This is a genomic window from Brochothrix sp., from assembly GCF_017549435.1.
Classification (GTDB): Bacteria; Bacillota; Bacilli; order Lactobacillales; family Listeriaceae; genus Brochothrix; species Brochothrix thermosphacta.
The window spans coordinates 27,134-48,408 of sequence record NZ_JAFYUW010000081.1 but is presented as its reverse complement, the minus strand read 5'-3'; the positions used below and the strand labels follow the sequence as shown (position 1 = coordinate 48,408).

Below are 21,275 nucleotides of genomic sequence, written 5' to 3'. Positions count from 1 at the left end.
GTACAGCTATATTGATTACTATTATGGATAAACACATTGTGACGCGTGCAACGGAGCTAGCAGCAGCTGCTAAAGAAAAAGCAATTCAAGCAGGTGCAGCAATGTCTCCAGATCAAGTCGCTGCAGTGAAAGCACAAATTACACAAACGGCTTTACTTGATGGTATTAATTATACGTTCATGGTTGCCACAGGTATTACAATTCTAGCATTAGTGTTATCGTTCTTCTTGAAACGTTCGAAACCTTTCGGAAAATAATCAACAAATGCTTAAACAAGCACCCTCTATTTTGGATAGTGGGTGTTTTTGTGCAGAGAAGAATTTTTTAGTTTTCAATATAACAGCTTATTAATTTAACTGTTTTCCAAAAGTTTTCTTTATGAAAAGTGTATTGACAGAGTTTATGTGCTAACATAAAACTAATGAAACGCTTTTGAACCTATTTACTAAAGCCGTAATTAAATGAGAGAAGAGGTTATAAGTATGCTGAAAAAAACCGTAGTAGCCTTAGCGTTATTTTTTATGATTTTAATAGTAGGTAATATAATGTATTCTTTTTTAACTGAAAAAACAGGTTTTGATTATCCGATATGGCTGCAAATTGTGATGGTTATTTCTTTTAGTGTTCTTGCTATTATGAAAGTTCAAACGAAAAATTACATCGTAACGCTGGCTGCTAGTCTAGCAATTATCTTACTTATTACAAGCCTATTAAATACGTGATTTTTGAATAACTGAGTTAAAGAGTGTAGACATTGAATTGTCTACATTCTTTTTTTTTAGTTTTAAGGTGAGAATCATGCCACCAGTGGTTTAGTTTGGTGTGATGGAGTATAAAATAATAATTAGAGTCCAATAGATAAAAAAGTTAAAAGTTAAATTGTGCTGAAGTTAAGTATTAAATAGAGCGCTTACAATATATAGTTTTAGTGGGGGGAGCAAACATGATAAACAAAAGATTCAATCGTATTATTGTGGAGTTAGCTAAGAAGGAAGAAAACATTATTACAAAAGAACAACTGATGTTCTTCTTGTCTTGTTCAGAGAGTAAAGCGCTTGAGGAAATAGGTAAAGTTAATGTGAATTTAACTATACTCGGTCTTCCGTTAATTGAACAAACAGGTGATCAGTTTTTCATTTCGGCATTAGTTCAACATCGTTGGAACGAAGTAATCATTGGTCGGAAATTCGCGACAATAGTCTATAGTGAGTCTGACAGACAAGCACTACTCTATTTAATTACTTTTACTGAGTTAGAAAATTTATCAGTTTTTCATTATCAGTCTTTTTTAAGAGTTAGTCGTAATACAGTGTTGGCTGATATAAAAAAAATGCGAAAAAAATTAGAGAGAATGAATATTCAATTAACATATTCTCGTAGAACTGGTTTTCATCTCGTGGGTAATGAAAAAAATGTAAGAACTGTTGCACGAAAATACATTCTTAAAATAGCTATAACTGAGACAGGAAAGTGGGGACTTTCACAAATATTGAAAATAAAAACGAATACCTTTTATTGGGAATTAACAGCAAATTTTGAAAAATTTATTCAAAATAATGAATTGTCAGTTGTCCCAAGTCGTATTGAGGAAACTATTTGGTTTATTGGTTTGTTACTATGTCGAAGACTACAACATCCAGTTATTTTTTCTAAGCAAGAACTTCAAGAGTTAGAACAACTTAATATATATAAACTAAGTGAACTTTTTTTAAAAGAGTATACCGAGGATGAAGATAATAGTAGTGAAATTGCTTATTTCACAATCATTTTAATGACAATTGTACAGGGTGATATTAGTGATACTTCGCTCAATCATTGGATGCAAACTGCTGATAAAATCATCCGTAATATGGAACGATTAGCAGTTGTGAATTTTAGTAATCGACAAAAATTCGCAATTGATTTGTTTAGCCATCTTGTCCCTGCTATCTATCGAATCAAGTATAAAATGCCTCTAAGTAATGTCATGATTGATCAGATTAAAGAGTCGCATGAGGAACTTTTTGAATTGACGAAGAGTGCACTTTATCAACTAGAAGAAGAGATGAAAACAGTTATTCCCGAAGATGAAGTAGGTTATTTTACAATTCTATTTGGTGGTCAAATTGCTCACCAAACACAAACAGAAAAAATAAGTAATTACAGAGGTATTATTGTTTGTCCTAATGGTATTAGTTCTTCTCTTATTATGTCAGCAGAGTTAAAAAAATTATTCCCCACAATTGAATTTAAAGGTATTTATTTAGTTAGTGAAGTGTCTCAACTATCAGATGCAGAATACGATATGATTTTCACAAGTGTCCCAATAGCATCGCCCAAAAAGGTTTATCAGATACGCCCCCTTTTAACGACAAAAGAAAAAAATCAATTATTACATGAAGTGCAACATGATTTCTTAATTCCTGGACTAGTCGTTCCCTCTATTAATGAAATTGTTGAAATAATTTTAGATCATGTCGATTTACGCAAAGGCATAACCAAAGAAAAACTCTTACGTACCGTTACAAATAAGGTGATGAAAGAGGTTAGAGGAATGAAGGAGGACGGCCCTATGTTGAATGAAATATTAGATAAAGATACTGTCCAAGTATCCGATGAAAAGCTTGATTGGGAGGAAGCTATAGCTCTCAGTGCAAAACCATTAGTGAACAATGGTAGTATTGAAAAAAAATATATCGAAGCGATGATAAATAAAGTGAAGGAATTTGGTGCTTTTATTCATATTGGCGAAGGTGTTGCCTTACCGCATGCACGTCCAGAAGATGGCGTTAATAAGTTAGGAATGTCATTGCTTAAAATGAAAGAACCAGTTTTTTTATTAGATGATGAAAAACATCCGATCAGAATTTTTATTTGTTTAGCAGCGGTGGATAATGAGATGCATCTTAGAGCATTATCTGATTTGACAAAAATCTTGTCCCATAAAGAAAAATTACAGTGTTTATTAGAAGCAAAGACGCAAACAGAACTATTGAAAATTATAAATGAAGGAGTGATTTAGGATGAAAATTGCAGCGGTATGTGGATCAGGACTAGGGTCAAGTTTTATGGTTGAAATGAACATTAAAACAGTGCTAAAAGAGCTTGGATTAGAAACTGTCGAGGTGAATCATTATGATTTGGGGAGTACAACACCCGATTTAGCAGATATCTTTTTTGTAGCGGCAGATTTAGCAGATAGTGCGGGACATCTGGGAAATGTTGTTGTTTTAAATAGCATTATTGATATGGATGAACTGAAAGAAAAGGTTACAAAAGCATGTCAGAACTTTGGAATTTTATAAAAATGAGGAGGGAATAACATGAAAAGTTTTTTGAATGTCTTAATCGATGTCGCAAGTACACCAGCTATTTTAGTAGCATTAATTGCTGTGCTTGGTCTTGTTTTACAAAAAAAATCAACAAGTGATATTTTTCGAGGCGGTATTAAAACATTCGTAGGTTTCCTGGTCGTCACCGCTGGAGCAGGTGTTGTACAGGCATCATTAGAGCCATTTGGCGAGATGTTTAAAGTTGCCTTTAATATGCAAGGAGTTGTGCCAAACAATGAGGCGATTGTAGCGATTGCACTTACCAAATTTGGAACATCAACGGCTCTTATTATGTTAATTGGAATGATATTTAATGTCCTCATTGCGCGTTTTACACGCTTTAAATATATTTATTTAACAGGGCATGCCACTCTTTATATGTCATGTATGATTGCGGTTATTTTATCAGTGACAGGTTTTACAACCGCACCACTGATATTATTAGGCGGTTTAGCACTGGGTATTGTAAATACCTTATCTCCTGCGATCTTACAACCTTTTATGAAAAAAATCACAGGTAATGACACTGTTGCATTAGGTCATACAGGAGGTGTGGGTTATGCATTAAGCGGCTTAGTTGGTAAATTATTTGGAACTAAAAGCAAATCAACAGAAGATATTAATTTTCCAAAAGGTCTTGCTTTTTTACGTGATTCTACGGTCAGTATTACAATTACGATGGGAATCATTTATATTATTGTGGCGTTATTTACAGGTAGCAGCTACATTACTGAAAACCTTAGTGGAGGAACAAACTACTTGATCTATGCTTTACAGCAAGCTGGTACTTTTGCTGCAGGTGTATTTGTTATTTTATCTGGAGTACGTTTAATACTTGCTGAAATTGTGCCCGCATTTAAAGGTATTTCCGAGAAACTTGTCCCTAATGCAAAACCGGCGTTAGACTGTCCGATTATTTTTCCATATGCACCTAATGCAGTTTTAATAGGCTTCTTTTCTAGTTTTGCTGGTGGTATTGTCAGTATGATGATCATGATTTTTTCAGGGGGTGTCATTATTATCCCAGGCGTGGTCCCGCATTTCTTCTGTGGTGCAACTGCAGGTGTTTTTGGCAATTCAACAGGTGGTTTAAAAGGAGCTATATTTGGTTCATTTATTCAAGGAATTCTTATTAGTTTTTTACCTGTATTATTAATGCCTGTTTTAGGGAACCTAGGTTTTGCGGATTCCACATTCTCAGATGCAGATTATGGCATTGCTGGTATTTTCTTAGGTGGCTTGTCCTCCATTGGAGGGAAAACAGCCGTTATCATTGGTATTATGTTAGTTTTAGCAGTGATGTTTGTTTTGACATATATGAAAAAAAATAAAAATACAGAAGTAATAAAATAGGAGGGATCAATATGAATTTAGAAGTATTTGCTGATAAAATTCGATATTATACTTTACGAGAACTTCATACGTTAGGTTTTGGGCATTACGGTGGCAGTCTTTCAATTGTGGAAACATTAGCCGTTTTATATGGTGAAGAAATGAACACATCAGTTGCTCAAAAAGATGATGTTCAACGCGATTATTTTGTGTTATCAAAAGGCCATGCAGGACCATCTTTATATGCAACGCTATTTTTGAAGGGTTATTTTGATGAACAGACACTGTATAGTTTGAATAAAAATGGTACAAGCTTACCATCGCATCCGGATCGTAATAAAACCCCAGGAATAGACTTAACGACAGGTTCATTAGGTCAAGGTATATCAGGTGCAACTGGTATCGCTAAAGGACATAAAATTGCAGGACGATCTAATAACACCTATGTTATTGTTGGAGATGGTGAATTAAATGAAGGGCAATGTTGGGAAGCTTTTCAATTTGCAGCACATCATCAATTAGACAACTTGATTGTTTTTATAGATGATAATAAAAAACAACTAGATGGCTTCACCTCTGAAATATGCGAACCGTTTGATTTTGTAGAAAAAATGACAGCTTTTGGTTTTGCAAGCTGGCGAATAGATGGAGGAAGTACTAAAGCAATATCTGAAGCTGTGAAAGAAGCAAAAAAAATGATAGGAAAACCAATAGCAATCGTGTTGGATACAGTTAAAGGTCAAGGTGTGCCTTTTTTAGAAAACTTGAAGGATAATCATCATCTTCGACCAGATGAAAGCATGCAACAACAAATTAATGATGCGATTCAAGAGTTAGGATTAAGACTAGGGAATGAGGTGTCGAATCATGTTTAACCTGGAAATGAGACAAGTTTATTCACAAACATTGCTTGAACTGGCACAAAAAGATGAGCGAGTAGTCTGCTTAGAAGCCGATTTATCAAGTTCGATTAGCACGAATAAAATAAAAGAAGAGCTAGGAAAAAGATATATAAATGTCGGTATTATGGAAGCAGAGGAAATGGGTGTCGCTGCGGGTTTGTCAGTAACGGGCTATATCCCTTTCATCCACACATTTGCTCCTTTTGCGACACGACGTGCATTTGATCAGGTGTTTATTTCGTTAGGGTTTGCTCAAAATCATGCCATTATTGTCGGTAGTGATGCCGGAGTGACTGCAGAGATGAATGGTGGTACACACATGCCATTTGAGGATCTTGCTTTAATGAGAGCCATCCCTAATATTTCTGTTTATGAAGTATCAGATCCACATCAATTCAAATATATTTTAGAGCATTGTTATAAAACGAAAGGTTTGCATTATATTCGTACTGTTCGTAAAGTGACACCACCTATTTACGAAGGAAATGAAGCTTTTGGAGAGGGATTGTTAACGGTAGTAGAAGGAACCGATGTTACAATAGCAGCGTCGGGTATCATGGTGAGTGAAGCAAGGTGTGCGGCTGAAATCCTACTGAAAAAAGGTATTTCTGCAAAAGTAGTAGATGTGTTTCGTATTAAACCGATAAATCAATCGAAAATCGTTGAAATTGCCCAAATGGGACCCATAGTAACCGCAGAAAATCATAATGTTATTGGTGGTTTAGGTAGTGCAGTTGCAGAAGTTGTTGTCGAACAGCATCCTGTAAAAATGAGTCGTATTGGTGTAAAAGAACAATTTGGTCAAGTCGGAACAATGGCTTATTTGATGGAAGAATATGAGCTGACAAAAGAAGCTATTGTAGCGGCTGTTGAACAAGTTTTGAATAAATAAAACATAATATAAAAAACAGCACATGACTGAAGCGACCCCCAAAAGCTAGACTTAAAATCTAACTTCTGGAGGTCGCTATTTTTATGGGAAAATATAGTTTTGAATTTAATTTGAAAATTGTTAATGACATTTCAAACGGATAAGGAGGTTATAAAATGTTTTTTTTAAAGATGGCGGCTATTTTTTCACCTTAAAGTTAGAGAGGTACATACCGGAGATCGTTAACGGAAACATAACGTTAGTCGTGCTTTTCAAATGCAATGTTCCATCAGATTTTAATGTGTATTCTTTCAGCAAATTATTTGTATCATTTTCCTCAAAGAGAAACAGCGAATCTTTCTTAGTATCAATATATCTATTTGTCGTATCGTTTGCTAATGTTTGTTTGGTTAATGTGAGCGTTTTTAAATCTACTTGGTGTAAAATACCTGTGGCATCTAAAAAATAGCAATTTTCTTTAAATAGAAAGACAGAATTAGTATTACTATAAGGTGTTAATTCAGATATTTCATCGCTTGTTTTATAGCTTAAAAGCTTTTTCTTAGTTATTTTATTATCAGGAAGATTAATCATCACGAAGTTCACTTTGCCAATACCATCATCTTCGACAAATAAGAGTGACTCATTATAATAAATTAAATCGCCAATGATATGAGACTCACCATTGTTAGTTCCTTGAAAATAAAGTTTTTTAGCAGGGGTGAGTTGGTCATTTTTTGATGTAACAGTGTAAATAGTCATCCGATTGTTTTCATCCCGATCAGACATTAAAAATAGTGTATTATTTGAATGACCGACATTCGAGATTATATCTTTAATTATAAGCTGATTATTTTTTGTAGCGTTATATAACGTTGTATTGTAGGAGTTGTCATCGCCATAACCACTATTATTTATATGAACTATATCACTTCCAAATTTAAATGAACTGATACTCATGCTTTCAAACTTACGCTTCTTTTTATACGTTTGAAGATTATTTTCATCATAGGCAAACATTGTTTCTGTATCTGATGAGTGTAGTGTGTTTTCATCGTAAAAAATAATGCTATTATCAATCCCTGTAGTAGAAATTTTATTTTTTATTGTGGAGTCTTGATATGAAATTATTTTACCTTTGTTGATGCCAGAAGTCATATCTTTCGTGAAATATAAGGAGAATGCTATTTTGTTATTATCAGTTGTTGAGGTATCTGTAGTGTTCGTTATTATGTGATATAAAACCACAGTCAAAATAATGATGAGCGTACTGCTTATTAGTGTGACCTTTATTTTTCTATTCATCATTTAATCGTTTTATAGGTGTGCGTATAGTTCGAATCACGAATATCTTTTGGATAAACACCAGCACCCTTATCTTTATCAATATCGATATCAGCTTTTAAGATGTAAGCACTCCAAACAAGTTTAGAACAATTTTTTGCACCATATTTGCCTGTTTTTCTATTTGTAGCAAAGTTTTTAGAGTATTTTTCACCTACTTGTGAGTTTGCCCAATTAGCGGCGGCAGTGCATTTTTTTTGAGATACTTTGACATCTTGCATGACTGTGTTTTTTTCAACATTACGCCCGTTGTAGGCAATATTGCGTACACCAGTTTTAGGAATACTTTCAACTATACGATCCTTTTTGACATAGATACCGTTGTGTCCATGAGGGATCCCTAAAGTAGAAGAGGGTGTATAAAAGACATCACCAACATATTTGGACTTAGAAAGCTTATACTTGCCAGAGCTAGCTCCTCTAGTTGTGTGAGTTTGGTTCATTTGTTCGGAACGATCCTCTTTAATTTTAGACTCAAGCTCAGCTGTTAATTGTTTTTCTGCTTCATCAACGCTTAACGACGTATTTGTTGCATAGTTAGCAACGATTATTTTTGCTTCGTCCAATGTTAAAGTGGTTTCTAATGCTTTTAAATTAGCTCCAGTAGTGTTGGCGTTTGTTTCTTGTATCGGTAAACATACTGTGAAAATAGTTGCTAAAACAACGAGTGATATAACTTTTTTAATCATCTAATCCCTCCTATTTTTAATGTCTATTAAACATATTGCTAATTATAGCTTAATAGTGTGAATAGTTTTGGTTATTTTTTGACACGCTTTAAGTTCTAATATAGCAACTTAGAGATACTGAACACTTTTTTTAAAAAAGTATTTACATAAAGCCCATTTTACAATAATAATGTCCTGTTTTTTCTTATAACAAGAACGTTTTTAACTGTAAAAAAATGACAAACGCAAGCTATTAAATAGAGTCAAACTGTTAAAAGGCGGATAAAGCCACTTTTTAAGTCAAACGCTTATAAAATATCGTTTAGATATAGAACGAAAGAAGAAGGTTAACGACTATTCAAAGGGTCTTATCGTTCTCAAAAACGCATCAATCAATTGTAATTGGTTTGGTATACTAGAAAATAAGCACAGCATCTAAAGTCATGTGGGATAAGGTCTTATAAACCATCCGCCCAATAAAAAGGAAATTGGCTCTAATATTTAGTGCTTAAAATAGATTGAATAAAGAAAGCGGTTACAATAGACTGAAAGTAGAGATAGGAGAGGCATACACATGTTAGATTCTAAATTTGTTACGACAGTGACATTATTGTTGACGCACTCAACTTTGTCGATTGCAGAGTTTGCAATTGAGCAGCAAGTAACGAAAAAACAAGCGTGGTATGAAATAGAGCAGTTAAATAAGCGACTCGCTGCGTTATCACTCCCACGGGTTACGATTAAAGAGGGACATATTAGTGTACCAGCCACATTAAAAACTGACTGGACGACAATACAAGCACAAGAACTTTTGCTAGACGGCGAAGAGCGTATACATATGGTGATCTTATATACGTATTTGAGGCAAGAGTGGGTGTCTAACGCACATTATCAACAGCTATTGAATATGAGTAAGAACTCAGTCGTGCTCGCCTTAAAAAGAGTGAAGTCCTCTTTATCAGTATTTGATTTAACGCTAAAATACTCACGTAAAGAAGGGTATGTTATTTCAGGTCCTGAACACGATATTCGTCGATGTATTGATGCCAGTTTAAACAGCTTACGAAAATCACCGCACGCGGGTCAATTACTCGATTTAATTTTTGCGAGATGGCAGCTACCAGATGATAAACAGGCATTAAGAGAATTTGTGATGTCACTTGCTGCAAAATATGATGTGCGTTTCGTTAATGAACGGTTTGAACATGTGATTCAGCTCCTACTTTTTATCAAACATGGTGAACAGCAACATGAATTAGTTTATTCGCCACAACAATTGCAATACATTCAAAGCGTAACCATGCAACAAATGGCTGAAGAGGTGGCGACGTATCTAGGCTTAACTAACGATAGGTCTGGTAACGTGATTTTCGTCACCGCTCAGTTATTATCAAGTTTGCAAGGTAAGCAAGGATTGGTGCAAGAAAAAGCGTTTTTAGTATTAACAGAGGCTATCATAAATGAGGTGCAACGCTACACGTTAAACAGTTTTGAAGCATCACAAACATTAATTGATAGTTTATATGAGCATTTAGTCCCTTGCTATTTTCGTCTATTATTTGGAACACCGCTTCATAACCCTTATGTTAAAACGATACAAGACGAGTACACGGATTTATATGAACTTGTAAAAAAGGGATTGCGACCTTTAGAGGAAGCGGTCAAACAACCGTTAACCGCTGATGAAATTGCTTACTTTACCATTCATTTTGGTGGACAGTTACAATTGCCGACTGAAACTAAAAGTATCCGTGCATTGGCAGTATGCCCTAACGGTGTCAGTTCTTCTTTGATTATGGTATACCAACTGCGTTTGTTATTCCCAAATATTACGTTTCAGCCCGTACACAGCGTATCAGAAGTAGCAGATTTAGCAGCGGGTACATTTGATTTAATTTTCTCGACTGTTCATTTTGTTACAACACAACCCTTATACGTTATTAAACCGATATTGAACCCTGTTGAAAAAGAGATGTTAAAAAAACAATTACGTCATGATTTTAATTGGCAACCTGCACAAGCAGCTGTCAATGTCAGTGATGTCATGTCAGTTGTACAGCGTTATGCTTCAGTGAAAGATGAACAGGCGCTCTTTAAGGCACTATCTGACTTGATGAATTTAAAAAGACAAGATCAAGGAGGGATTAACTTGCATGAATTAGTAACCACAGACTTTATTCAACAAACCGAGCAGCAACTCACATGGCAAGAAGCAATCAAACAAGCAGCGCAGCCACTATTAGTGAATGATTATATTAGTGACGGTTATATTGAAGCGATGATAACAATGGTGGAAGATGTTGGACCTTATATCGTGATTGCACCACATGTTGCCATTCCGCATGCTCGACCAGAAAGTGGCAGTAAGAAATTAGGGATGAGTCTTTTACAATTAAAACACCCTGTCGATTTTGATTTACGACATGAAGGTGATGATGATTATCAGGTGCAATTGGTGTTCGTATTGAGTGCAGTAGACAGTGAAAGTCATTTAACGGCTTTGAAGCAATTATCCAATATCCTCGAAGATGAAGAAACGATTGCCGAACTGGTAGTCGCTCCAACAATTGAAGCAATTTATAGCATTATTAAAACAAAAGGGAGTGTTGACAATGATTAAAGTTGTAACAGTATGTGGGAATGGAATTGGTAGTAGTTTAATGTTGAAATTAAAAATTGAAGAATTAGCGAAGGAAAATGGCATTGAAATTGATGCGGAATCTATTGATTCTAATGCAGCGGTAGGCAAAGATGCTGATTTATTTGTGACAGTGAAAGAATTTGCTGATATTTTTAAAGCGGATCAAAAAGTTGTTTTTACACGCAGCTACATGAACCGCAAAAAAATTAAAGAAGATGTGTTACCAACACTATTGGAAATGGCTCAAAAATAAACGTACAGAGGAGGAACTAAAATGGCATTTTTAGAATTTCTTAAAGATATGTTAAGTGAACCGGCAATTTTGATGGGGCTTGTGGCGATGGTAGGTTTGATCGCATTGAAGTCACCGGGTCATAAAGTGCTGACAGGAACATTAGGACCGATTTTAGGTTATTTGATGTTAGCGGCCGGTGCCAATGTAATTTCGAGTAATTTGGAACCGCTTTCGAAGATGATTGAAGCAGGTTTCCATATTAAAGGTGTTGTTCCTAATAATGAAGCGATCACTTCAGTAGCTCAGGATTTATTAGGCGTCGAAACGATGAGTATTCTCGTTGTAGGTCTTTTATTTAACTTATTAATTGCACGTATTACGCGTTATAAATATGTTTTCCTAACAGGTCACCATAGTTTCTTTATGGCTTGTCTCTTATCAGCTGTTTTAGGTGCAACAGGCTTCAGTGGCTGGAAAATGGTCTTGTTAGGTGGTTTCTTCCTCGGTGCATGGTCAGCAATTTCACCAGCAATCGGGCAACGCTTTACGCTTAAAGTGACAGATGGTGATGAAGTTGCACTGGGTCACTTTGGCAGCTTAGGCTATTACTTGTCAGCAGTGATTGGTAAAGCTGTAGGTGGAAAAAGTGCGAGTACAGAAGATATTAAAGTGCCTGAAAAATTTAGTTTCCTACGAAACACAACAATTTCGACAGGTTTAACAATGGTTGTCTTTTATCTGATTGCTGCGATTGCAGCAGGTAGCGATTTCGTCTCTACTATATCGGATGGTAAGTCACCTTATATCTTTGCTGTATTAAGTGGTTTACAATTTGCAGTCGGTGTAGCCATTGTTTATGCAGGTGTTCGTATGATTCTTGCAGATTTAATTCCTGCTTTCCAAGGGATTGCAACAAAACTAATTCCTAACGCAGTACCAGCAGTTGATTGTGCTGTCTTCTTCCCTTATGCACCAACAGCAGTCATTATCGGGTTTGTTAGTAGTTTTGTAGGTGGTTTAGTTGGAATGTTTATTCTTGGAGCTGCCGGAGGCGTTTTAATTATTCCAGGCTTAGTACCACATTTCTTCTGTGGTGCAACAGCAGGTATTTTTGGAAATGCAACAGGTGGTCGTCGTGGGGCTATGGTAGGTGCGTTTGTTAACGGTTTATTACTTGCATTCTTACCAGCACTATTATTACCAGTGCTTGGTGACCTTGGATTTAGTAATACAACATTTGGTGATGTTGACTTTGGTGTTATCGGAATTGCACTCGGTAAATTGGGCGACATGATGGGCTCATTTGGTGTATACGGTTTAGCGATTGTACTTGTCATTGTATTAGCTTTACCAAGTATTCTCCGTCCTTCAAAAGTAGCAGTCAATAATATTGAAGAAGAATAAAAATGGGTAGTAGATTCATTTGATAACATTAATTTTGAGAGATAGTATCTAGCAAAAATAGTATTTAAAAAAATCAGGTAGTATACAAAATAAAACCTATAGAGATCACTTTTTAGTGCCAACTCTATAGGTTTTTTTGATTGTCATTTTTAGGTTAGGCAATGATTAAAATAATAATAGCAAAAATCCCAACGAAAATAATCGGTAACATTTTAACAAAATCATCTTTTGTACGTATATGTGCCAAAGTGCCTCCGATAGCTACACAGATAGTAAGCACAGCTCCAATTAATAGTGTGATTGGGAACCAAAATCCTAGTATTAATAAAATAACAATTAGAATTTCAACAATACCAGTAACACGCACAAACCAAGCAGGTAAACCGTAGGCTTCGAAGCCTTTTTCATATTCGGTACCACCTTTTACTTTTCCAGCGCCAGACATTAAAAATATAAGTGCTAATATGACTTGTAGTATCATTTGAAAAATAACCATTCCTCACGCATCCTTTAATTATAATTTAATCACTATCAAAAATAATAACTTGTTATCGATAAATGACTAAGGTTATAATACAATATATCTTTTAAGTTTGTAAGGAGGCACTTTATAGTGACCTGGTATCTAAAGAGTAACCATGGATGAAAAAATCGGCACAAATGCGATTGAAAAATCATTAGAAATTTTCACCGGGAAATGGAAAGTCATCATTTTATTTCAAATTTTTCAATATGAAACGCTACGATTTAGTGAATTACAACGACTGATTCCTTCAATCACGAAAAAAATGTTAAGTGGGCAACTACGAGATCTAGAAAAAACGGTATTTTGAAAAGAGAAGTATTCCCTGAAATCCCGCCAAAAGTGGAGTATTCAGTTACTGCACATGGAAAAACACTACCCCCTTTACTTTCAGAAATGCATCGATGGGGAAGTGAACATATCGATTACATTGAAGAAGGTAATCCCCTCAACTAAAGATTACGTGTAATTATAAAACAAACGAGTAGATATGGCTCTCACTAGTTGATTGAATCTGTCTACGTCTTTTGATTTACGACAAAAAAGAGGTGAAACGGTGTTTATTATTGATATGAAAAAAGATGATTATCAATTTTTAATGGAAGTATCTCCTACAATTTTTGAAGGGTTTATCCAAGATATCAAGGTTGAGGAAGATAAGTTCAGGTTGTATTTTGAAAATTATGCTAGTTACGATAAATTTGACACGAACTACAACTGTGCAATTGTTCATTTTGGGATGATTAATCAAGATTTTTTGAATGAAACAGGTGAAAGAATGCAAAGAATTTATGATTTAATGATATATGCAGACTAACTTTTAATTTATTTTATAGTTAGTTTTTTTATGGGGAAATTTAAACAGCCACGCTATAGTTACGTGGCTGTTTAAGTAAGGTAAACACAGAGTCATTAGTGATATTCTGTTTTTAAGATAGAGTAATAACTGTAGTCACAAAATTTCCCTTTAAAGAATTTATCTTGCCGTAAAGTACCTTCATAGGTCATATTAAGTCGTTTCATCACTGCCCCTGATTGGGGGTTTTTCACATCATGTAACGAAAAAACTTTATTTAAACGTAAGGTATTGAAAGCTAAATCAAGTATTAATGCACCGGCTTCGGTCATATACCCGTTTCCCTGATAGGCTTTATTAAGAACATAACCAATTTCTGCTTTTGAATCGTTTTCATTAACACGTAAATCAAACGTACCAATCATTTTGTTTTCTGAACGTAATTCAATGGCAAATTTTCCAATGGGATCAGACATAAAATAAGTACCAATACCCAAAATGCTTTCTTCAATAGTGGCATGTGTTTCAAAGACGAATTCAGTTGTTTCAGGATCCTGTCCATATTCATATAAATCAGCGGCATCATCGAATGTAATAGGACGTAGAATAATTCTTTCGCCAGGAATAACAGTGTTTTGTGCCAATAAAAGTTGTGTTTGCGTACGTTCTGCTGTCATAATTAGCCTCCTATCAGTTAAATTGAGACTAGTATACCATATATATTAGTGGTCTTACAAAATAGAAAAAGCATCTTGACAAGAATCGTCAAAATGCTAATTTAATTCGTTTCATTGTTCTGCAGTTCGTCTTACTTTTCAGAAGTAGGTGCTTTGGCGCGTTTAATAAAGAATGAGGCAATTAACGCAATGACAGCTACAAATGCTGAAACTAGGAAAGCATCATTAATCCCTTCGATAGTTGCTTTCATTGTGATTAATTCTTTTAAGTGTGCTAAAGCTTCTGGAGACGTTGCGGCTTGTAATTGTTTGGCAGCATCTGCAAACATTTCTTTACCGTGGGTGACACTTCGATTCGACATAATCGTTACGAGTAATGAACCACCAATCGCACCAGATACTTGTTGAATGGTTGAGTTTACAGCAGTACCATGTGGCGTGTATTTAGCTGGTAAAGCATTAAGACCATTTGTCATAACAGGCATCATTACCATTGAAATACCAAACATACGAATAGAGTAAAGCCAGATTAACTGAGTATAAGTGGTATCTAATGTAAGTTTTGCAAAGAAATAGGTGGTAACAATTGTAATTGATAATCCGATAATAGCCAAGATGCGGCCACCAAAACGGTCAAATAAACGTCCTGTAATAGGTGACATAATCCCCATTACGATCGCCCCCGGCAATAATAGTAAACCAGAGTCTAACGGTGAAATGCCTCGAATGTTTTGTAAGTAGATGGGCATCAACAGCATTGCTGAGAACATTGCCATGTTGAGTGTGAATGAAATGACAGTTGATAAGGCAAACATTGGGTATTTAAAGACATGAAAATCGAGCATAGGTTCTTCTAATTTGAATTGACGCCATACGAGTGAAATTAAGCTGATAACACCTACTACTAAAGATGTAATAACAATCGCATCGCTCCAACCTTTATTACCTGCTGAACTGAAGCCGTATAAAATACCTCCGAATCCAAATGTTGAGAAGATAACCGATAAGATATCAATACTACCAGGGAGACTTTCTTTTTTATCATGTAATCTAAAGACAGCGATTAATAAGATGATAAATGCAATCGGTGCAATCATGAAGAATAACATCGGCCATTCATAATTTTGGATGATCCAACCTGAAAGTGTAGGTCCAATTGCTGGAGCGAAAATCATTACAAGACCAAAAAGTCCCATCGCGCTCCCACGTTTTTCAGGTGGAAAACTTGTTAACATAACGTTCATCAAAAGTGGCATCATAATTGCTGCCCCAGAAGCTTGAACCATACGACCCGTTAATAGAATACTGAAACTTCCTGCAAAACCGGCAATTAAAGTACCTGTTGTGAACAACGCCATCGCAGTAATGAACAGTTGACGCGCTGAGAATTTTTTAATTAAAAAGGCTGTGGTTGGCACTAAAATACCATTAACGAGCATATAACCCGTAGATAACCATTGTACCGTTGCAGCTGAGACGTTAAAATCCTTCATAATTGAAGGCAACGCGATGTTAAGTAGCGTATTGCTGAGTAACGCTACGAAAGCCCCTAACATTAAGACCACTAGGACCCCGTAGGCTACTTTAGGTTTGTTGGTTTGTGTGTGTGTTTCTGACATGATATTCATTTCTCCTTTTAATTGAAATTACGATTGGAACGATAGTACATTTTATGAACTATCAGTTTATGTATGAGCTAATAGTACACCGATTATTAGTGGATTGCAAGGTTTTTATACTAGCGGTTTATTATTGGACTAATTGTACATGTGTTATAATAACCCTATTATTCGATTGAAAGGATGCGCTCAATATGAACAAACGCAAAATGCATGTCATCGATACTGCCCGTGAGCTTTTTATAAAACACGGTTATCATGCCACATCAATTCAAGATATATTAGAAGCAAGTGGTATTTCAAAAGGTTCATTCTACAATTATTTTTCATCAAAATCTGAATTATTTCAGTCGGTTTTTTCATCGATGTTTGCACTGTTACGTGAACGCCGAGATGCTTTGGTAGTAGGCAAAGACTTGAAAGATCCCACTATTTTCATTGAACAAATGGTATTGTTGATGGGGAATAACGATAAAATTAAAATACAAGAATTAATTAATGATGTGATGATTTCAAATGATTTAGAACTCATCGCCTTTATTAAAAATTTCCGCTACTTTATGATTGTTTGGGTCAATGAGCGTTTGATGGATATTTTACCATCAGACAAAAAAGAACATTCCTTTGATGTGACACTGCAATTCATGGGATTAACGCATATGATGTTTGAAATGAATCGTGCGGTGAATAAAAAATACACAAATGAGGAAATGATACGGTACGCATTGGATCAGTCATTATTATTGGTACAACATAGTGATGTAATGGCGACACCTTTGTTTACCAATCAAGATATCGCTGATTATTTTCCGCAAATTGAAGGCGGTATTGATAATAAACGTCGTTTAACTTTAGTTACGATGAATTTAAAAAAAGCGCTAGATACTAAAAGTAATCTTTCAGAAGGTGATAACGATTATCTAACAAAAATGTTGTTCTTTATCCAAAAAAATATTTTGGACGAAAATTTCAGTGACGATTTTATTTTTGAAAGTTTTACACTATCGATAGAGAAGGTTTTACATAATAAAGAGATAGAAGAATATTGTGTCTATAGAACATTTTTAAGAGAATTATTAAACGAACGTTAAATGAAGTCTATTTATATTCGAAAAATAGGTTAATTATTACTATAAGAGGATATATAACTAAGAGAGAAGGTTTTTAAAACAACAATGGGGTGAGTTTATGAATATTATCATTGCGATGGATTCAATGAAAAGCGCGTTAACAAGTGAAGCAGCTAATCGTATTATTGCAGATATTGTGACAACAAGAGGTCATCATGCACTGTCATTTACAATGGCGGATGGTGGCGAGGGCACAGCGGAGGCTTTCATGTCAGGTCAATCAGACGGCGAATGGTGTCATGTCGTTACGGTATCACCTGCTTTTAAAAAAATCGAAGCAAAGTATGGCTGGGTCCCTACTGAAAAAACGGCTTATATTGATGTGAGTGCTGCGTCAGGTATTCAGTATGCATCAGCTGATACACATCCATTGAATCGTACAAGTGCAGGAACTGGTCATTTAATGCGTGATGCATTGGATAAAGGGGCAAAAAAAATTGTGCTTGGTTTAGGAGGTAGTGCAACAATTGATGGGGGGATTGGCTTAGTGACTGTTCTAGGCGGTCAATTTTTTAATCGACGCGGTGAACGTTTACAGGGGTGTGGTGCTGATCTCGGTGAAGTGGCTTATATTGATTTATCTCTCTTAGATAAACGATTAGCCAACACAACCATCATTGGTGCCAGTGATGTTACGAACCCTTTGATTGGTGAGAACGGTGCAGTGCGAGTATTTGGCGCCCAAAAAGGCTTATTACCTGATGAAGAAATTGCCTATGATGAAGCAATGCAGCATTATTTAGAAGTAGCAACTGGCGCGCTTACAAGCGAAGCGGGTGATGGGGCAGCTGGTGGGATTGGTTTTGCGCTCCGTTTTTTTCTAAAAGGTCAACTGCAATCTGGCGCTACGATGTTAGTAGAAGCTAATCAATTGCAGGAAGCATTGGAAACAGCAGATTTACTGATTACAGGTGAAGGTCGAATGGATAGCCAGAGTTTAATGGGAAAATTACCGATTACACTCGCACGTCAAGCTAAAGCTGCAAAAGTACCAGTTATTGCGTTTGTTGGCGGATTTGAAGGTGATGTTGCAGCAGTTGCATCTGAAGGAATTAGAGCTGTGGTACCCATTGTACAAGCGCCAGTGACTATCCCTGAAGCGATTTCTGCGGCAGCAACTAATTTGGCAGCTGCAGTTGAACGTACTTTTATCCTATTAGAATGGGAATAAAAAAAGCTGACGTACAAAAAAGTTATCATCAAATGAGTTATATTGTCGGTTATAGCTTCAAATTTAATTGATAAATAAGCTGGTTTTAATTAAGCAAACAGTCGATTCTTCAATATTGTAACTTAAATAGCTAAAATTGAAGAATAATAATGGGGTCAAACGTGTTAAATTAAAACAGTGCTAGTTAGATGTTTATCTCAAATTACACTCTCCCCAACCCTATAGGTGTAATTTAGTATCCCCAATACAGTAGATATTTAACGAATTTTTTTCCCAACTCCCTATTATAATTAATAGCACACAAAGCAACTGTGTAGAATAAAGTCATCACTTTATTCTGTGCAGTTGTTTTTTTGTTTACAAAGAATAGCGGAACCACTAATTTTCAACAAAGAAGTAGTCGATAAATAGATCTAAAAAGTAGTTCTGAAATGGACTGCTTTTTTATTTGAGTTGCAAATAGATTCCGCTAATAAGTGCATTTTATTTGAGAATAGGTGCAACATACGCAAAAAAAATTGAACAGACAATGTATTTTTTGCATTAAAACAAGTGTGTGGATGAAAAAGTAGTTACTTTTAAATAAATCATTGTCCATTAGTCACCATTTGTTCTTAATATTTGGAAGTATAATAAAAACGCCTTATTAATTAATGCAATGTAATCGTTCCAAAAACTGCGCATTGCACTACTAAAAGTGCAATTAATTTGTATTGTATTGATGCAATTCCTGGTCTATATTGAATGTAGAGTGATATCACTACTACAAAAACGAGGTGACACAGTGCAGCTTTCAAAGCGCGAAATCAGTATTACGCTTACGCTCATTGATGCAAACGGACCGTTGACGACTGCCTTATTAGCAGAACAGTTCGAAATGAGTGTGCGCAGCATCAAATATGATTTAGATAATATTCGTGCGTGGTTAGAACAAAAAAAACTCTCGCTCGTATCTCGAAGAAATAAAGGTATTTGGTTAGAATGGCCCGATTCAAAAAAACTTGAAATCAAAAATGAGTTGTTACATGTGGCACGTTATGCACTTTTCCCTGATCAGGAAGTACGCATTTACCGTCTGATTTTAAGGTTAGCACTAGCAGAAACGTTTTTAACTTCAGATACATTGGCTGAGGACATGTCCGTGTCACGCAATACGATTTTAAGCGACCTTGAAAAAATGGAGCTTCTACTTTATGAATATGACGTTACGCTACAACGACGTAACCACTATGGTTTTTGTTTAGCAGGCGAAGAAAGCCAGATTCGATTGTTGATGGAAATTGTTATCCAAAAAGGTATGACTGATTATGATGTTTATAACATGATGCAAACGATTGTTAATCAAGAAAAAACACAAGCAACTAATTATGGAATGCCACATGAAATGGCAACGATTTTTAACGTCACATTAACAGAGATGGCACAGTTGGTTGACCAAGAAATGCTCGATCAATTTAATTACAGTGAAATTTTAGCCATCATTTTACGCGTTGCTATAGCGACAGGTCGTTTAAAAAATACGCATACAATGAAAAGTTATAAAATTCTAGATAATCAGCAACAGCTTGAACAAAAACGAGAACTGCCATTCTTATTGATGCAAGCTGTGTTTAACTACTATCACTTTCCTAATTTAGAAGATGAATATATTTATATCTTTAGTGACATATTGATTAATTATCAAGATGCCAATATTGCAGAGTTAACTACCGCATTAATTGCAGAGGTAAGTGAAAAAGAACAAGTGCCATTTAATGCAGATCAGCAGCTTTTTAATAATCTCTTTGCTCATTTATCATTAAAACTACATAAAAAACATGTTTTTGTTAATGAATACAATCCCTTTGTGGATGATATAAAGTCGAAATATTCACACTTATTCAGACATATTCAGTTCGCTTCAGAAAAACTGATTGCCAGTTCGGCAGTGATTGTGAACGATTCGTTTGTATCTTATATAGCATTACATTTTTTAGTAGCCTATGAAAAAGCACAACCCAATCGTGATGTTGTTTCAATTGTCTATATCTGTTCAACAGGTTTGGGTGTGACAAGTTTAATCCAGCAGAAGATTATGGAAGAAGTAGCAAATGTTGAATTAGTTAGTTTTGCATCTGTCCTTAAAGCACAGGAAGTTATTAAGGAAAAAAATCCAGATTTAGTGGTTAGTATTTTTCCATTAGAAGGCATTCAACGTCCTTTTATCAAGGTACAGCCATTACCGACCGCTCAAGATATCACGATGATTAATGAGCTTGTACAAGGTGTGTTGCAAAACCGTTCCGGTGAACATAAATTAACGCGTTTAGTTGCGCGCCAACAAGTACCTAATAAACAGGGAATAGAAGATGAAAGTCGCGATCTTTTGCTGAGTGCGTTTGTGGTTTATGAGGAATTGAAACGCCTGTTTGAAGGGCAAATTCAAAGTGGTTATGAAGAAGCTTTCTTGTTGCACGTCATGATGATGGTACATCGTATTCATTTTCAATCACAGTATCAAAATGAGGGCAATGTTGTCCCCGAAACATTAGTAACAAATCAAACAGATGTCTGCGCCATTGAAAAAATTATGGCTCATAATAAACTTGCAATTAATCGTGCTGAAATAACAGCACTATTACAATATGTATGCATTGAATGAAGGAGGTAAA

18 protein-coding genes and 2 pseudogenes are annotated in these 21,275 nt (G+C 35.4%); 15 read left to right on the top strand and 5 right to left on the bottom strand.

Features of this window, described 5'->3' with window-relative positions:
* The 7 genes and pseudogenes from IKV95_RS05575 to IKV95_RS05545 all read left to right on the top strand — a co-directional run.
* Positions 1-257: pseudogene (locus IKV95_RS05575) on the top strand (MFS transporter); the annotation flags it as partial.
* A gap of 225 nt (positions 258-482) precedes the next feature.
* Positions 483-722: a hypothetical protein gene (locus IKV95_RS05570; RefSeq protein WP_029092554.1), complete on the top strand. Its 240-nt coding sequence runs from the start codon at positions 483-485 to the stop codon at positions 720-722.
* A 221-nt stretch (positions 723-943) separates the two neighbouring features.
* Positions 944-3,001 carry a BglG family transcription antiterminator gene (locus IKV95_RS05565; protein WP_069126266.1) on the top strand — a complete coding sequence of 686 codons (2,058 nt, stop codon included), beginning with the start codon at positions 944-946 and terminating at the stop codon, positions 2,999-3,001.
* 1 nt (position 3,002) lies between these two features.
* Positions 3,003-3,284, top strand: coding sequence for a PTS sugar transporter subunit IIB (locus IKV95_RS05560; RefSeq protein ID WP_029092553.1), 282 nt, complete (start codon positions 3,003-3,005; stop codon positions 3,282-3,284).
* Between the two features lie 18 nt (positions 3,285-3,302).
* On the top strand, positions 3,303-4,664 hold the full coding sequence (locus IKV95_RS05555) for a PTS ascorbate transporter subunit IIC (RefSeq protein WP_069134612.1): 1,362 nt from the start codon (positions 3,303-3,305) through the stop codon (positions 4,662-4,664).
* A gap of 11 nt (positions 4,665-4,675) precedes the next feature.
* Positions 4,676-5,518 (top strand): transketolase, encoded by an 843-nt coding sequence (locus tag IKV95_RS05550; RefSeq protein WP_029092551.1) that lies wholly within the window; start codon positions 4,676-4,678, stop codon positions 5,516-5,518.
* A complete protein-coding gene (locus IKV95_RS05545; protein WP_069119872.1) occupies positions 5,511-6,437 on the top strand; it encodes a transketolase family protein in 927 nt (308 codons plus the stop codon). The genes IKV95_RS05550 and IKV95_RS05545 overlap by 8 nt, the downstream gene beginning before the upstream one ends.
* Before the next feature lie 177 nt (positions 6,438-6,614).
* Here IKV95_RS05545 and IKV95_RS05540 read toward each other — a convergent pair whose 3' ends face one another.
* Both IKV95_RS05540 and IKV95_RS05535 read right to left on the bottom strand, forming a co-directional pair.
* Complete coding sequence (locus IKV95_RS05540; protein WP_287451488.1) at positions 6,615-7,721, bottom strand: hypothetical protein; 1,107 nt, start codon at positions 7,719-7,721, stop codon at positions 6,615-6,617.
* Complete coding sequence (locus IKV95_RS05535; protein ID WP_069126263.1) at positions 7,721-8,449, bottom strand: hypothetical protein; 729 nt, start codon at positions 8,447-8,449, stop codon at positions 7,721-7,723. The genes IKV95_RS05540 and IKV95_RS05535 overlap by 1 nt, the downstream gene beginning before the upstream one ends.
* A gap of 553 nt (positions 8,450-9,002) precedes the next feature.
* Between IKV95_RS05535 and IKV95_RS05530 the strand changes: the two genes are divergently transcribed.
* The 3 genes from IKV95_RS05530 to IKV95_RS05520 are packed head-to-tail and all read left to right on the top strand — an operon-like array spanning position 9,003 to position 12,708.
* Positions 9,003-11,048, top strand: a complete 2,046-nt coding sequence (locus IKV95_RS05530) for a BglG family transcription antiterminator (protein WP_069125887.1) — start codon at positions 9,003-9,005, stop codon at positions 11,046-11,048.
* Positions 11,041-11,322 carry a PTS sugar transporter subunit IIB gene (locus IKV95_RS05525; protein WP_029092547.1) on the top strand — a complete coding sequence of 94 codons (282 nt, stop codon included), beginning with the start codon at positions 11,041-11,043 and terminating at the stop codon, positions 11,320-11,322. Before IKV95_RS05530 ends, IKV95_RS05525 begins: the two co-directional genes overlap by 8 nt.
* Positions 11,323-11,343: 21 nt before the next feature.
* Entirely contained in the window at positions 11,344-12,708 is a 1,365-nt protein-coding gene (locus IKV95_RS05520) for a PTS ascorbate transporter subunit IIC (protein WP_029092546.1), read from the top strand.
* Between the two features lie 154 nt (positions 12,709-12,862).
* Here IKV95_RS05520 and IKV95_RS05515 read toward each other — a convergent pair whose 3' ends face one another.
* Positions 12,863-13,204: a DoxX family protein gene (locus IKV95_RS05515; RefSeq protein ID WP_152792306.1), complete on the bottom strand. Its 342-nt coding sequence runs from the start codon at positions 13,202-13,204 to the stop codon at positions 12,863-12,865.
* 142 nt (positions 13,205-13,346) lie between these two features.
* On the opposite strand from IKV95_RS05515, the pseudogene IKV95_RS05510 reads away from it, so the two are divergent.
* Together IKV95_RS05510 and IKV95_RS05505 are read left to right on the top strand one after the other, a co-directional pair.
* Positions 13,347-13,687 (top strand): annotated as a pseudogene (locus IKV95_RS05510) (winged helix-turn-helix transcriptional regulator).
* A gap of 100 nt (positions 13,688-13,787) precedes the next feature.
* A complete protein-coding gene (locus IKV95_RS05505) occupies positions 13,788-14,048 on the top strand; it encodes a hypothetical protein (RefSeq protein WP_029092543.1) in 261 nt (86 codons plus the stop codon).
* A gap of 95 nt (positions 14,049-14,143) precedes the next feature.
* On the opposite strand, the gene IKV95_RS05500 is transcribed toward IKV95_RS05505, so the two are convergent.
* Together IKV95_RS05500 and IKV95_RS05495 are read right to left on the bottom strand one after the other, a co-directional pair.
* Positions 14,144-14,704 carry a GNAT family N-acetyltransferase gene (locus IKV95_RS05500; RefSeq protein WP_069119857.1) on the bottom strand — a complete coding sequence of 187 codons (561 nt, stop codon included), beginning with the start codon at positions 14,702-14,704 and terminating at the stop codon, positions 14,144-14,146.
* Between the two features lie 131 nt (positions 14,705-14,835).
* Positions 14,836-16,323 carry a DHA2 family efflux MFS transporter permease subunit gene (locus IKV95_RS05495; protein WP_069132254.1) on the bottom strand — a complete coding sequence of 496 codons (1,488 nt, stop codon included), beginning with the start codon at positions 16,321-16,323 and terminating at the stop codon, positions 14,836-14,838.
* Positions 16,324-16,517: 194 nt separating this feature from the next.
* Between IKV95_RS05495 and IKV95_RS05490 the strand changes: the two genes are divergently transcribed.
* The 3 genes from IKV95_RS05490 (at position 16,518) to IKV95_RS05480 (ending at position 21,265) form a co-directional block, all read left to right on the top strand.
* Positions 16,518-17,414: a TetR/AcrR family transcriptional regulator gene (locus IKV95_RS05490; RefSeq protein ID WP_051536021.1), complete on the top strand. Its 897-nt coding sequence runs from the start codon at positions 16,518-16,520 to the stop codon at positions 17,412-17,414.
* Between the two features lie 97 nt (positions 17,415-17,511).
* Positions 17,512-18,624 (top strand): glycerate kinase family protein, encoded by a 1,113-nt coding sequence (locus tag IKV95_RS05485; protein ID WP_287451487.1) that lies wholly within the window; start codon positions 17,512-17,514, stop codon positions 18,622-18,624.
* Between the two features lie 784 nt (positions 18,625-19,408).
* The gene (locus IKV95_RS05480) at positions 19,409-21,265 is read left to right on the top strand and encodes a BglG family transcription antiterminator (RefSeq protein WP_069120736.1); all 1,857 of its coding nucleotides are present in this window, start codon (positions 19,409-19,411) and stop codon (positions 21,263-21,265) included.
* Positions 21,266-21,275 lie beyond the last annotated feature (10 nt).